This window comes from Mesorhizobium sp. WSM4840 (assembly GCF_055811755.1).
The window spans coordinates 39726-55792 of record NZ_JBVVQD010000004.1; the positions used below are offsets into that span (position 1 = coordinate 39726).

The 16067-nt window shown below is 65.2% G+C and carries 3 protein-coding genes; 2 read left to right on the forward strand and 1 reads right to left on the reverse strand.

The genetic code is table 11. The features are described 5' to 3' along the window. Positions 1-198: 198 nt before the first annotated feature. Positions 199-5679 carry an alpha-2-macroglobulin family protein gene (locus AC0L3I_RS07810; RefSeq protein ID WP_473526530.1) on the reverse strand — a complete coding sequence of 1827 codons (5481 nt, stop codon included), beginning with the start codon at positions 5677-5679 and terminating at the stop codon, positions 199-201. Positions 5680-5966: 287 nt separating this feature from the next. Between AC0L3I_RS07810 and AC0L3I_RS07815 the strand changes: the two genes are divergently transcribed. Next, positions 5967-7895: an autotransporter assembly complex protein TamA gene (locus AC0L3I_RS07815; protein ID WP_473526531.1), complete on the forward strand. Its 1929-nt coding sequence runs from the start codon at positions 5967-5969 to the stop codon at positions 7893-7895. Continuing rightward, positions 7895-15811, forward strand: coding sequence for a translocation/assembly module TamB domain-containing protein (locus AC0L3I_RS07820; protein WP_473526532.1), 7917 nt, complete (start codon positions 7895-7897; stop codon positions 15809-15811). Before AC0L3I_RS07815 ends, AC0L3I_RS07820 begins: the two co-directional genes overlap by 1 nt. Positions 15812-16067 lie beyond the last annotated feature (256 nt).

Here is a 16067-nt window from a genome sequence, read left to right on the forward strand (position 1 = left end):
CCGCCTGCCGGCACCTTCTCCCCGTATAGTGACGGGGAGAAGGGGGCTGTCGCGACCCTTGGCGGCTTTTCTGCGACGTTCGAGGCTGGCGAAAACTTCGGCGCAAGCTTCTTTCTCCCCGTCTCCTTACGGGGAGAAATGCCCGGCAGGGCAATGGGGGGCAGCGCCATCGCCATGTTCCTGTTCGCCATCTTTGCCTTACGGCGCCTTGACCTCCATCATGCCGGTCGCGGTGCGTGCCGAATATTGCGGCCGGTACATGTCGTCGACAGTTGCCGCCGGATGGGCAAAGGTGCCCGGCGTCACCGCGCGCACGACATAGGCGAGCGTGATGTTGCGGTCGCCGTCGCCATCGTTCGGATTGAAGGCCGCGACGAAACGATCGTCGCGGAATTCGAGATGGGCGGCGTCGGTCTGGGCCAGCCAGGAGAAGTTCGATAACTGGGCGCTGGAAACCAGGCCCGGATTGTCGATCTCGAAGCCGGCCGGCAGCAGATCGGTGATTACCAGCCGCGACGGCCATTTGTTCTGCTCGTAGACCTTGAGCACGACGACATAGCGTTCGTTCTGGGTCGCCTCCGTGACATTGGCTTCGGTGCCGTCGAGCTTGTAGTAGGTGCGGCCGATGGTGAAGCCGTTGCCGCTGGCCGGCAGCGGCTGGATCGGCGAGGCCACCGTGGTGACGACTGCCTGCAGCGGGTTGCTGCCGGTGTTGGCGACGGTCAGTGGACTGTCGGCAAGGTCGCTGCCGGCGATCTGGTCCGAATAGGCGCCGGCATGCGGCGCGCCGTTGATGGTCAGCGCGATCGAATCGTTGCCGGCCTTCAGTGCGCGGGCCGCCAGCAGCATCCAGGACTCGTCCTGCGTGCTGGTCCATCTGACGGCGGCGCGTTCCTGCGTCACCCGCTTGATCAGCGCCGGCACGATCGTCGGTACCGGCTTCGATTCGGCGGCGAGCGCCAGCATCGCCGCGCCGTCACGCAGCGGCGAGCCATAGTCGGGCCTGTAGTAGTCGTATGCGGAGGTCGACTGGGCCAGTTGCAGGGCGGCCTGGAAGGCGGCTTCCGAGCGCTGCGTGTCGCCGTAGAGCGCCAGGCCCGCCGCCAATTGGGCGACGGCCATCGGGCTGGAAAAGGCTTCGAGCTGTGTGTCGGCATAGTAGCGCAGATCGCCGATCGAGGCCTTCTTGTTGCGGGCCAGCACATAGAGCGCATAGGCGATCTCACTACCGCGATCCTTGACGTCCTGGTCGTAGCCGATCGCGTTTTGCAGATTGCTCAGCGCCTGGTTCATTGCCTGGGCCGGCACGTCGTATTTCTGCTCGCGCGCCCGGGTCAGGAAGTCGGTGACATAGGCGTCGAGCCACAGGTCGCCGGAGCCTGGACCCCACAGGCCGAAGCTGCCGGCCGAGGCCTGGTAGCTCAGCACCTTGTAGATGGCGTCCTGGATGCGGCCATGCAGGTCGGCGTCGCTGGCCATGCCGACGCCCGAGGCCATCTCGTTGACATACAGAAGCGGCATGGCGCGGCTGGTGGTCTGCTCGGCGCAGCCGTAGGGATAGCGGTCGAGCGTCATCAGGAGCGACGGCACGTCGAAGGCCGCCGCCTGCGAAACGCCGACGCTGACCGAAGCGCCGTCGAGCAGGCTTGCCGCCAGCAGCTCCTTGTCGACGCGCAGCGACCCGCCATTGCCCTTGAGGTCGACCACCATGCGGGTGGTCACCGGCAATTGCGCCGGGCGAACCGGCACATAGAGCGTCTGCTCGACAGCGGTGCCGTCGGCATAGGCGAGCTTGATGGTGATCGAGGCGTCACCCGGCGTTTCAGCGATCAGCGGCACGGTCAGCGTCTGCCGCTTGCCCTTGGCGAGCGTCAGCTTTTCGGGCAGGGCGGCACTGCCGGTCGAAAGATTGCCGGTGGTGTTTATCGACAGTGCATAGTCGCCCTCCGGACCGTCGGTGTCGGTGACATCGAGCCGCATGACGGCCGAATCGTCGGGCGCCAGGAAGCGCGGCAAGCCGGCGGTGATCACCACCGGATCGCGCACGATCACGTCGGACTGGGCATGGCCGACCCCGTCCTCGGTCCAGGCGACGACCATGACGCGCACGGTGCCGTTGAACTGCGGGATGTCGAAGTCGATCCGCGCCTTGCCGTCGGCATCGAGCTGAACCGGACCGGAGAAGAAGGCGACCAGCTTTTCGGTCGGCGGGTTGCCTTGCGACTGTATGTTGGCGCCGTCGCCGCCGGTGCGCAGCTTGCCTGACGTGCCCAGCGAGCCGTCGATCAGGCGGCCGTAGAGGTCGCGTATTTCAAGGCCGAGCATGCGCTGGCCGAAGAACCAGGTCTCCGGATCCGGCACCTTGTAATTGGTCAGATTGAGAATGCCGACATCGACGGCCGCGACCATGACATAGGCGTTGGCGCCCGGCTGCACGCCGGCCACAGAGACCGGGATCGACAGCTGCTGGCGTGGCATGGTCTTGTCCGGCGGCGTCAAGGTGACGGCGAGCTTCTTCGAGCCCGGATCGACCTTTAGCCATTTGACGCCTATGGCGCGCGCCGGCATGCGGGTTTCCTGCGCATCTCCCGGCCTGAACAGCGTTGCCGTGACATAGGCGCCGGCGCCCCAGTCGTCGCCGACCGGGATGTCGATGGTGCTACCGCCGGCCGGCACGCTGGCTGTGACGGTCTTCAAGAGTTTGTCGGCGCCGATGCTGACGAGCAGCTCGCCGGCAAAATGCGGCGACACTTTGAGCTTGGCCACTTCGCCCGCCGCGTAGTTGTCCTTGTCGAGGGCGATTTCCAGGCCGTCAGGCGTTTCGGTTGTGGTGGAGCTGACATACCAGCCGGCGTCGAATTCGTAGCTGGTCGCCGGGCCTTCCGGGTCCGAGGTCTCGATTTCGAGCCGATAGCGGCCCCAGTCGACCGGCAGCGAGACGGTGGCCTCGCCGTTAGCGGTCAGGTCGACCTGGCCATTGGCCACCGACTTGGTGAAAGTGACCGGCTCATAGTTCCAGGAATTGCTCGAGCGGTACCATTGGTAATTGCGTTCGACCTTGACCAGCGACCATTGCGCGCCCTGCAACGCCTCGCGCTTGCCGTCGGGGTCAACGGCTATCAGGCTGAACTTTGCCGTGCCGCCTTGCGGCACCTCGTCACCGTCGAAATCCGGGCGGATGCCGATCATGTGGCCTTGCGGCCGGATGCCGATGTTGAGCGAGCGCTCGACGGCGCGGCCGCCGGTTTCGCGCATCCTGACCGTAACCTTGGCATCGACCAGTTTGGTGGTCGAGGGCAACTGGTCGACGGAAACCGGGAAGGTTGCCTTGCCGTCTTCACCGACCACCGGCAGGCCGGTGAACGGCGTGACTGACGGTTCCGCCGACTGCTCGTCGGCGAGGCCGAAGGAATAGCCCTTGAAGCGGTCCCAGTCGCGGATGGTCGACAGCGTCAGTTCGCCTTCGAGCGCCAGCCCCGCGGCCGGCGCGCCATAAAGGAAGCGGCCGTCGACGGTGACGATGGCAGTTTCGCCCTGCGCGATCTCCGGCTTGTCGGAGGACAGGTCGAACTCGATGCGATCCGGCACGAAATCCTCGACCAGGAACATCTGGCTAGCGACCGCCGCCTGCTTGGGGTCGGTGTGGATCGCCACCGTCCAGGTGCCGCGCATGGCATTGGGTTCGAGCGGCAGGTCCACGGCATGGCCGCCGGCCGACACGCCATCGCTGACGATGCGGCGGTTCTCGACGCCGTCGGGACGGGTGAAGATGAAGGTCAGCGGCAGGTTCTCGACCGCCTTGGCCGCGCCATCACGGGCAAGCGCCGCGACATGGACGTCCTCGCCGGCGCGGTAGATGCCGCGTTCGGTCCAGGCATAGACGTCGAGCGCGCCCGGCGCCGGACGCCCGGTGACGCCACGATCGGAAAGATCGAAGCCGGCGCGGCCCATGTCGAGGAAGACGAAGTCGCTGTCACCCTGCTTGGCTGTCAGCACGGCTGGGACCATGCCGCCGTCGCCGCGCGTCAGTCCAGGGTTGAAGACGGCGCGGCCTTCCGCGTCCGTGGTTGCGGTGCCAAGGATTTCATTGTTCCTTGCCAGCAGCGTCAGTTCAGCACCTGATATCGGCTTGGCGGTTCCGAGCGAACGGGCAAAGACGTTCAGCCCATCCTGCCCGGTATAGGTCGACAGGCCGATATCGGAGACGACGAACCATTGCGTGGCGCGCGAATCATAGTCGTTGTCATTCTCATCGACCGGCTGCGCGGTCAGCACATAGACGCCGGGCTTGCGCTGCGGCAGCGCTTCGTTGACCGGGAAGGAGGTGGTGACTTCCTTGTTCAGGTCGTTGGCGATGTCGAGCTGGCCTTGCCAGACCGGCTCGCCCATCTGATCGGAAATGTTGGAGATGTCGTAGCCGTCAAGCTGGCGCAGGAACTGATAGCCGGACAGAAGCTGGGTCAGCGAGCGGTCGCCGATGCGGTAGAGCTTCATTTCGGCGACGTTCATGTTGACGGTGACGACCGGGATGCCGCGGCGCGCGCCGGCAGGCAGCACGAAGCTGTCGCCGGTGAAACGGGCGGACGGAGCGCGGTCCTGCACATAGATCGACAGCACCACCGGGGTGGTGATCACCTCGCCGATGGCGGCCGGCAGGCCGGGGCGGAAGGTCACGTCGTAATGCTGGCCGTGCTCGAGCCCCTCGACGCAGATCTGCTTGTCCTTGGCCTCGACACCCTTGGGGGCGGCGTTGTCGACGGTGACGAATTGCGAATAGTCGACGCCGGTCTTGATCAGGTCCTCGGAAAACTGGGCGCAGATGCGCGGCGCGCTGGTGTCGGCGTCAACCGTGTGATCGACGACGCGGAAGCCCTTGCGGGCCTTGAGGTCCTGATAGGCGGCCGTGACCCAAGGCGAACTTACCAGCGCGAGGCTCGCTTCGTAGGCCTGCAGGGCCGGCCGGGGGAGGTCGCGGCGGTCGAGCCCGTCGCCAAGCAGTGCCAGCGCTTCGGCCCGCGTTTTTGTGGTGCGCAGCAATTTGTAGGCGTTGAAGCCGGCGGAGGTGGCGTTCGCCGGCAGGGTGGACGCCTCCGCGCTGTTGGCGGTCGGCTGCACGGCGAGCGTTTCCCGCGCCAGTTCGAGCCAAAGCTGGCCATCTTCGGGCAATACCGAAACCAAAGCCTCGTATTTTTGGATGGCCAAGCGGTGATCGCCGGTCTGCGACGCTTGTTTTGCCGCCTCCCGCAGCGCCGTCAGCCCTTCGGTGGGCTTGGTGTAGGCCGGGCCCGTGAGCCTGTTGCGGTATTGCTGGGCCTGGTCGGCCATCCAGGCGGGGAAGAAGGCGAGGTCCGGCGGCGCGCCGATATCGGGGTCGCCATCGACGTTGACGACCTTGCCGGCGACGGCGCCGTTGAAGGGCTTCAGCGTGTTATAGTCGGATTTGAAAAAGCACCATTTGACTTTGGGGTTATAGGTGAAGGCGCGGCAGGCGGGATCGCCGAGACATGTCGTCTTGCACTGGTCGAGGCTGACATTCTGGTCGGATCTGAGATCGAAACCGAAATAATCGGAATTGCCCGATGTCACCACCCGGCGCGCTTCGGCCGCTTGCGCGACACTGCTCCAGGCGAAAAAGAGAAGAAAAAAGATCGACAGACCACGAGCCGCGCGCATTGCCATAACACCCTCCAGACACTGCTTACGTTACGTCTACGTTTCGTCCAGACATGTTCAAGCTCAGTCACGCTTGTCAACACGAGGACGCGGCAGGTTCCGCCTGCCAACGGTTTCCTTTCCGGCCGATGACCGGTAGTACCTCCATAGGACAGGGATCACGCATTCTTGCGGCGACGCAGAAGGTGTGAATTCCAAGCCCTGTCCATTTCAGACAATTGGATTGTGGCTCCTTTACGAGCAATTCAGAACTTCATTCCAATTTTAGCTTTGGCAGCTAGTGTAGAGTTGTAATGTCGGCGTATGAAAGGCAGATGTCGGGAGGAACCGCGCCACGGCGTGTGCTTTCGCACGCCCTGCTTTTCGCCTTGCTGTGCTCGACTGCATTGGTTGCCGCGAGCGGAAATGCGGCCGCTTTCGAGATCTTCGGCATCAAGCTGTGGGGATCGTCAGAGGACGAAGACGCCGACATCGTCGATCCGCTGCGCTATGCGGTGACCATCGAGGCGCCCGACGCCGACGAGGACCTCGCCGAGAAGCTCGAAAACGCCTCGGCGCTGAAGGACGACGAAGAACGTCCAGTCTCTGGTTCGCTCGGCCTGCTGGCCAAGGCGCGTGGCGACCGCGATCAGCTTGTCGCCGCACTTTACGCGGACGCCCGCTATGAGGGCGTCGTCACCATCACCATCGAAGGCAAGCCGCTCGACGATTTGCCGCCCGACGCCGAATTTTCGGGTCCGCAGCCGATCCCGGTGGTGATCAACATTGCGACCGGGCCGAAATTCACGCTTGGCGACATCAGGCTGGAGGGCGATGCGGCGGGGCTGGCGGACGCCGATTTCGGCCTGATCGCCGGCGGCGATGCCGGTTCCGGTGCCGTGCTCAAGGCCGAGGCGTCGATCGTGCGGGCGCTCAAAGAGGAAGGCAGGCCGCTGGCCAAGGTGACGGACCGCGAGATTGTCGCCGACCACGCCACCTCGACGCTCGACGTAACGCTGACCGTGGCGGCCGGGCCGGTTGCCGGCTACGGCGACACCACGGTCGAGGGCACCGAAAAGGTCGACCGCGATTTCACCGAATATATGACCGGCCTGAAGCGAGGCCGCCAATATTCGCCGGAAGAGATCGACGAAGCGCGCGACCGTCTGCTCGGGCTGGAAGTCTTCAACAGCGTGACGCTGAAGGAGGCCGACGGTCTCGACGCCGACGGCAACATCCCGATCGGCGTCGAAGTGAGTGAGCGCAAGCCGCGCTATTTCGGCCTTGGCGGCACCTTCTCCAACACCGAAGGGCTCGGCCTCGAAGGCTATTGGGGCCACCGCAACCTGTTCGGCCGTGCCGAAAAGCTGCGCATCGAGGGCGCAATCAGCGGTATCGGCAGCAATGAGTTTACCGAGCTCAACTACAATGCCGGCATCATGTTCGAAAAGCCAGGAGTCGTCGGTCCGGCGTCGAAATTCTTCGCCGGCGTCAGCACCGTATTAGAGCATCCCGACGCCTACGACAATTTCTCGGTCAAGGGCAACACCGGCCTGTCTTATGAACTCGACAAGCAGCAGACGGTTTCCGCGGAAGTCGCGCTCGACTATTCGAAGATCACCGATTCTTTCGGCAAGCACACCTATCTGATTGCCAGCGTTCCGCTGCGATATGTCTATGACAACCGCGACAACCGGCTGAACCCGACGACGGGATTCAGGGCGCTGGCCTATGCCGAGCCGAGCTACGAGATTTTGAACGGTGCGGCCTTCGTCAAGCTGAGGGGCGAAGGATCGACCTATCAGTCGCTCGACACGGCTTCGAAATTCATCCTGGCCGAACGCGTCGCCATCGGCTCGATCATCGGTGCCGGCCTTCAGGAAGTTCCGGCCGACCAGCGCTTCTATTCAGGCGGCGGCGGCTCGGTGCGCGGTTATGCCTATCAGGGCATCGGTCCGAAGGACGCCGACGGACAGCCGATCGGCGGGCTTTCGTTGTTCGAGACCTCGGTCGAGATGCGCATCGCCATCACCGACACGATCGGCTTCGTGCCGTTCGTCGATGCCGGCACCGTCTCGACCAGGCAATTCCCAGATTTTTCTGGCATGAAGGTCGGCGCCGGCGTCGGCTTGCGCTATATTACGCCGTTCGGACCGCTGCGCATCGATGCGGCGGTGCCGCTCAACCGGGGTCCCGATGACCCGCATTTCGGCATCTATGCCGGCATCGGCCAGGCGTTCTGATGACAATGGTCAAGCGCATCCTCCGCATTGTCCTTTACACGCTGCTCATCGTGGTGGCGGCGGTGGTCGGTGCGCTCGTCGTGCTGACCAAGACCGAGCGCGGCCGCGACAATCTCGCCGGCATCATCTCGACCATGGCGTCGACCGATGACCAGAAGGTCAGGGTCAGCGGCATCGACGGCATCTGGTCCGGTGCGCTGACTGTCGATCATGTGGTGCTGGAGGATCGCCAGGGCGCCTGGCTGGTGGCGCGCAAGGTGGCCGTCGACTGGTCGCCGCTGGCGCTTCTGTCGAAAAACTTCAGCGCCGGCCGCATCGCCGCCGATCGCATCGAAATGGCGCGGCTGCCGGTGGCCGGCACCCAGCCGAGCCAAGGTGGCGCCACCACGCTGCCGGTGTCGCTCGACATCAAGCAGGTCGACCTGCCGGAAATCGCGGTCGGGCAGGCGCTGGCCGGCAGCGATATCGCAGAGCTCGCGGCCAAGGGTTCGTTCAAGGCCGACGCGGCGCCATTGGCGCTAGAAACCAGCCTCAACATCACCCGCCACGACGGCAAGCAAGGCAAGGTCGACGCCAACATCCATTTCGCGCCCGCCGACAATAAGCTCGACCTCGATCTGAAGGCATCCGAGCCGGCCGGCGGCATCATCGCCAATCTGCTCAATTTGCCGGATGCGCCGCCGGTCAACATCGTCGTCACCGGCACGGGGCCGGTCGCCAACTGGAGCGGCATCGGTACCTTCGTCGTCGACGGCCAGATCGTCACCCAGCTGACCGGTCGCCACCAGCTCACCGACAAGGGCAACTATGTCGAGGCCAAGGGCGACGGCGACTTCCAGCGCTTCATGCCCGACAATCTGAAGTCCTTGTTTGCCGGCAAGACCAGCTTCGACCTTGCCGGAACCGCGATCATGACGGGCGGCGTCGAGGTCGAGCGCGCCAGCATCGACAGCGATGCCGTGCATGGCACGGCGGCGGGCATCATCGACCCCAACGGCGCCAGCGACCTTTCGGTGGAGCTCGCCGCCAAGGGTCCACCAATCGTGCTCAGTCTCGGCACCACGGCGCAGCCGGTGACCGTCGCGATCACCGGCGCCACGGCGCGCGCGTTCGGCGGCGGCAAGGCGCCGATAGTCGACATCGGCGCGTCGCTGGTCTCGGTGGTTGCGGGCGGCACGCGGGTGGACGATCTGGCGGCTGAAATCCATTCCGACGGCTTCGACATCGAGGACCGCAGCGGACCGCTCACTATCAAGCTTGCGGCCGGTGGCCTCAACACCGACGTGGCGACGCTGGCGCCGCTGGTGACCGGCAGGGTGACCGCCGACCTCGCCGGGTCGGTCAGCAAGGACGAGATCGTCGTCGATCAAGGCACGCTGCGCAGCGATGCGCTCAATGCCTCGGTGACGTCCAAGGTGACGCTGGCCGATTTGGCGATGACGCTCAAGATGAATGCCGATGCCGTCTCGACAGCGCTGCCGCCGCAGATCCGCCCGGTTCTCGGCGAGCGTGTGACATTCTCGGCGACCGCGACCCGCGACCCGCAAGGCTTGTTTGCCGCCAATGCACTGCAATTCACTTCGGGCTCGCTCAGCGCCAGCGGCACCGCCAGCGCGACGGGCACCGACATCCAGGCCGACATCAGGGGTACGCTCGGTGACGTTTCGGTGCTGTCGCCGATGGTTGGCGTACCGGTCGGCGGGGCCGTCGATTTCGCGCTGACGGCGAGCGGCGCGCGCACGGCGCCGGATTTCTCAGTCTCGGCCGACAGCGACAGCCTGACCGCGTCGGGCCGCACGGTCAAGACGATCAAGCTGACTGCGACGGGGAAGGCCGACATCGCCAATCCCGCTGCCGATGTCGCACTGACAGGGTCCGTCGACGACCAGCCGCTCGATCTTAGGGCATCGTTGGTGACGAGCGACGGCAAGCGTTCCATCAACGGGCTTAGCCTGTCGCTGGCCGACAACAAGGTCTCGGGCGATCTCGCTCTCGACGACAGCTTGCTGCCACTCGGCACGCTGACACTCGAAGCGCCCGATATTGGGCCGCTGGCCGCACTTGCCGGGCAGACGGCGGCAGGCGACGTGCAGGGCAGCATCCGCCTCTCGAGTGATGGTGGCGCGCCGACGGTCGCGATCGATCTGACGAGCGGGTCTATTTCGCGCGGCGATCTGGCGGCAAAGACCATCGCCGTCAAGGCGCTGGTTGCCAACTATCTCAAGGCACCGGCGATCTCCGGCACGATCAAGGCTGAAACGGTCACTTCGGGGGCCACCGTGATCAGCGACATCGGTGTCGATCTCAAGCGTGACGGCGACTGGACCGGGTTTTCCGGCGGCGCCACCGTCAAGGACATTCCGGCCACGGCCGAGGGCAGGGTGAAGATCGCCGACGGCACGACAAGCGTCGAGATCGCTTCCGGCGAAGCGACCATTCGCGGCATCAAGGCGGCGATCGCGCGGCCGTCGACCCTGAGCATCGCCAATGGCACGGCCAGCATCGAAAAGCTGCTGCTCGATGTCGGCGGCGGATCGGTGACCATGTCCGGCACCGCCGGCCCGACGCTCGACCTCGCGGCGGAGTTTTCCGCACTGCCGGCCGCCCTTGCCAATGATTTTTCACCCGGCCTCATCGCTGCGGGTACGCTCGGTGGAACGGCGCAAGTGACGGGACCGTCGGCAGCCCCCGACATTCGTTTCAATGCGCAGCTCAGCGGCGCCGAGACCAGCCAGACCCGCCAGGCGGGGCTCGGGCCGCTCACCTTCGATGCGGCAGGCAGTTTCTCGTCCGCCGGCGGCATTGCCATCGACCACGCGACGCTTGCCGGTGACAAAATTTCCGGCAAGGCCGCCGGCACCATCAACCCGAACGGCGCCAGCGATTTTGCGCTCGACCTGGCCTCGACCGGCCCGAGCCTGCCGCTGGCGCTTGGCAGCACCGAGAGCCCGATCAATCTCGAGTTGCAGGCGCTGTCGGTGGAGGTCGCGGGGCAGGGCATGCAATCGACGCTGAATATCTCCGCGACACTGCCGTCGGTCGCCACCAACCTCGCCAAGGCCGAAGGCATCGCGCTTGCGCTCCATTCCGACGCCTTCGATCTGAAGGGCCGGACAGGGCCGATTTCCGGCACGGTGACGGCGGACAAGATCGGCCTGAACAATCCAACCATCGCGCCGCTGCTCGCCGGAAAGATCACTGCCAAGGTCGCCGGCGATCTCGCTACCGATACCATCGTCATCGACAGCGGCTCGGTGACGAGCGAGGCACTGGACAGCGGCTTTAACGGAAGGGTCTCGCTGGCCGACGGCGCCATCGATCTCAACCTCAGGGCGGATGCGGCTTCCGCAGCACTGCCGGCGGCAGCGCGCGGCGTGCTCGCCGAGCGGACGCAGCTCAGCGCGGTACTGAAGCGCGACGCCAACGGCAATGTCACCGCCAACGCCATCAGGCTGGTATCAGGTGCATTCAGCGCCGACGGGCAGGCCAGCCTCGCCGACAACAAGGTCAGCGCCGACGTCAAGGGCGCGCTGTCCGACATCTCGCTTCTGTCCGGGGATGCCAAGGGCGCCATAACGTTCGCGCTGAAGGCGCAGGGCGCCGGTACAGCGCCGGACCTGTCGCTGACGGTCGATAGCGACCGGCTTTCGGTGGCGGCGCGAGAAATCACCGGGTTGAGGCTCACCGCGACGGGGAAGGGCGACATCGCCAGCCCTGCGGCCGATATCTCGCTCACCGGATCCGTCAATGACGAGCCACTCGATTTCAAGGCGTCGCTGGTAACGCGCCAGGGAAAGCGGTCCATAGACGGACTAAGCCTGTCGCTGGGCGACAACAAAGTTTCGGGCGACCTTGCTCTCGACGATAGATTCCTGCCGCTCGGCACGGTGGCGCTGGATCTACCCGATATCAGTCCGCTCGCAGCCCTGGCGCTGGAAAAAGCTAACGGCGACGTGCGTGGCACGATCGCCTTCTCGAAGACCGGCAATGCGCCTGAGGTCACCATCAAGGCTTCGACGGCTTCGATTTCACGCGGCGATGTTTCGGCAAAGACGGTCACCATCGATGCACTGATTGCTAACTATCTCGCCGCACCGGTGATCTCCGGAAAAATCCGTGCCGACAGCGTCACCTCCGGCGGCACCGTCATTCGCGGCATCGATGTCGATCTCAAGCGTGACGGCGACTGGACAGGCTTTTCCGGCGGCGCCACCGTCAAGGACATCCCGGCCAGGGCCGAAGGCAGGGTGAAGATCGCCGACGGCACGACAAGCGTCGAGATCGCCTCGGGCGAAGCGACAATTCGCGGCATCAAGGCGGCGATCGCGCAGTCATCGAGCTTAAACATCGCCAATGGCACGGCCAGCATTGAGAAGCTGATGCTCGATGTCGGCGGCGGATCGGTGACCGTGTCCGGCACCGCCGGCCAGACACTCGACATCGCGGCAGAGTTTTCCGCGCTGCCGGCCGCGCTTGCCAATGATTTTTCACCGGGCCTCGACGCTGCGGGCACGCTCGGCGGAACGGCGCAAGTGATGGGACCGTCGGCAGCCCCCGACATTCGTTTCAGTGCGCAGCTCAGCGGCGCCGAGACCAGCCAGACCCGCCAGGCGGGGCTCGGCCCGCTCAACCTCGATGCGGCAGGCAGCTTCTCCTCCGCCGGCGGCGTCGCCATCGACCACGCGACGCTTGCCGGTGACAAAATTTCCGGCAAGGCCGCCGGCACCATCAACCCGAACGGCGCCAGCGATTTTGCGCTCGACCTGGCTTCGACCGGCCCGAGCCTGCCGCTGGCGCTTGGCAGTACCGAGAGCCCGATCAATCTCGAGTTGCAGGCGCTTTCGGTAAAGGCTGCAGGGCAGGGCACCCAGCCGAAGCTCGATATCTCCGCTGTTCTGCCTTCGGCCGCCACCAATCTAGCTAAGGTCGAGGTGCTCACCCTGGCATTGCACTCGGACGCCTTCGATGTGAAAAGTCGGACAGGGCCGATTTCCGGCACGGTGACGGCGGACAAGGTCGGCCTGAACAATCCAACCATCGCGCCGCTGCTCGCCGGCAAGATCACTGCCAAGGTCGCCGGCGATCTCGCTACCGATACCATCGTCATCGACAGCGGCTCGGTGACGAGCGAGGCACTGGACAGCGGCTTTAACGGAAGGGTCTCGCTGGCCGACGGCGCCATCGATCTCAACCTCAGGGCGGATGCGGCTTCCGCAGCACTGCCGGCGGCAGCGCGCGGCGTGCTCGCCGAGCGGACGCAGCTCAGCGCGGTACTGAAGCGCGACGCCAACGGCAATGTCACCGCCAACGCCATCAGGCTGGTATCAGGTGCATTCAGCGCCGACGGGCAGGCCAGCCTCGCCGACAACAAGGTCAGCGCCGACGTCAAGGGCGCGCTGTCCGACATCTCGCTTCTGTCCGGGGATGCCAAGGGCGCCATCGCTTTCGCGCTGAACGTGCAAGGCGCCGGCACCGCGCCCGACCTGTCGCTGACGGTCAACAGCGACCGGCTCTCGGTGGCCGAACGCGAGATCACCGGGCTGAGGCTCACCGCCACCGGCAAGGCCGATGCCGCCAACCCGGCGGCCAATGTCCAACTGACCGGAAATGTCGCGGGCCAGCCCCTGCAAGGCAGTGCCGTGCTGGCGACCTCCGACGGCAAGCGCGCCATCAACGGGCTTTTGCTGTCACTCGGCAAGAACCGGATATCGGGCGACCTGGCACTTGATGAGGCCTTCGTGCCCGAAGGCACCGTGGCGCTCGACCTGCCTGACATCGGACCGCTCGCAGCCCTTGCGCTGGAAAAGGCGGAAGGCGACGTGCGCGGCACGATCGATTTCTCGAAGACCGGCAATGTGCCTGAGGTCACCATCAAGGCTTCGACGGCTTCGATTTCACGCGACGATGTTTCGGCAAAGACGGTCACCATCGATGCATCGATCGCCAACTATCTCGCGGCACCGGTGATCTCCGGAAAGATCCGTGCCGACAGCGTCACCTCCGGTGGCACCGTCATTCGCGGCATCGATGTCGATCTCAAGCGTGACGGCGACTGGACAGGCTTTTCCGGCGGCGCCACCGTCAAGGACATTCCGGCCAGGGCCGCCGGCCGCGTCAGGATCGCCGACGGCACGACGACGGTCGAGCTCACCTCCGGCCAGGCGACCATGCGCGGCATCAAAGCAGCGATCGCGCAGGCCTCGACCATCACCATCGCCAACGGCACCACCAGCCTGGATCGGCTCGCGCTCAACCTCGGCGGCGGCACGGCGACGGTTTCGGGTAAGGTCGGGGAGGCGCTCAATCTCAACGCGACGCTGGCGCGGGTGCCGATGTCGCTCGCCAACAGTTTCTCGCCGGGCCTCGATGCCGCCGGCTCGATCTCGGGCACGGTGAAGGTGACGGGCGCGCCGACCAATCCGGCCGTCGCCTTCAAGATCGACGCCGCAGGCGTCCAGACGTCGCAGACCCGCGGTGCCGGTTTCGGCGGCATGGGCGTTTCGTCCTCCGGCACGTATTCGGGCAACAGACTGACCTTCGACGCCAACATGAGCGATGCCGCCGGTCTCGGCCTCAAGGGCGGCGGCACGATGACGACATCAGGCACGCCCACCCTTGATCTCGACTTTTCCGGCAAGGTGCCGTTCGCCTTCCTCACCCGGACACTCGCCGCGCAAGGCCTGTCGTTGAGCGGCACGGCCGACGTCGATTTGAAGGTGCGCGGCCCGGCGACGTCGCCGGTGATCACAGGCACGGTCCGCACGTCGGGTGCCCGCCTGATCGATGCACGCTCGGGACTTGCGATCAACGATATCACCGCCGATGTGGCGATCGGCGGTGGCGTCGCCAGGATCAACCGCCTGACCGGCAATTTGTCGACGCGCGGCAGCCTGTCGGCCAGCGGCACGGTCGGCATCAATCCGGCGCAAGGCTTTCCGGCCGACCTGTCGGTCAAGCTCGTCGACGGCCGCTATACCGACGGCAGGGTGGTCACCGCCAATCTCGGCGGCGACCTCACCATCAAGGGACCGCTCGCGTCGGCGCCGGTGATTTCGGGCACGATCAACCTGGCCAAGACCGTGATCACCGTTCCCGAAAAGCTGCCGGGTTCGCTAGCGGCGCTCGACGTCAAGCACAGGAACGCACCGGCCGCCGTGCGCGCGCAGGACAAGGCGTTGCGCCCGGCGACTGCGAGCGGTAGCGGCGGTGGCGGCGGCCTCAATCTCGATGTCACGGTCAACGCGCCGAGCCAGATTTTCATCCAGGGCAGGGGTGTCGATGCCGAGCTTGGCGGTTCGCTGCGGCTGACCGGCCCGGCATCGTCGCCGCAAGCGGTCGGCACCTTTGACTTGCAGCGCGGGCGGCTGACGATCCTCGCCAAGCGGCTGACCTTCACCGAAGGCACGGTCGGCTTTTCAGGCTCGCTGGTACCTTATCTCAACCTCACGGCGACATCGACGACGAGCAGCGCCACCGTCACGATCGTGGTATCGGGCGAGGCGACCAATCCGAAATTCAACTTCTCGTCGGTGCCGGCGCTGCCGGAAGACGAGGTTCTGGCGCAACTGATTTTCGGCCGCTCGATGTCGAACCTGTCGCCGCTGCAGATCGCCCAGCTTGCCGAAGCCGCCGCGCAGCTGGCCGGTGTCGGCGGCTCGACCTCGCTGCTCCAGAACCTGCGCAGTGCGATCGGCGTCGACGATCTCGACGTCATCACCGACGAGGAGGGCGGCACCGCGGTCTCGGCGGGCAAATATCTCAACGACCGCACCTATGTGACGATCCAGAAGGGCGACAAGCCGGGTTCGGGCAAGGCGGCGATCGATCTCGACGTCGGGCGCGGCGTCAAATTGCGCGGCGAGGCCACCGATGCCGGCGAAGCCAAGGGCGGCGTTTTCTACGAACGCGAATACTGAAGCCGGCCGACCCCGAAAGGTTCTGGCGACCGAGAGTCGTTGACGTTTGGCACCCTGTCCGGGATCGCTGGCGCTGTGCAAGCTTGGCGCATGACGCCGAAAATCCGAATCGATTTTCGGTCAGGGATCATGCGCAAAATCAAAGTGATACAGCGTCCATTGCGCGCCCCGCAGGACGCGCGGCGCTGTCGTGAATGTCTCAGTTTAATCGATGCCGGAGATTCGAACGAAATCTGCCGGGCAATAGCAATTTTGC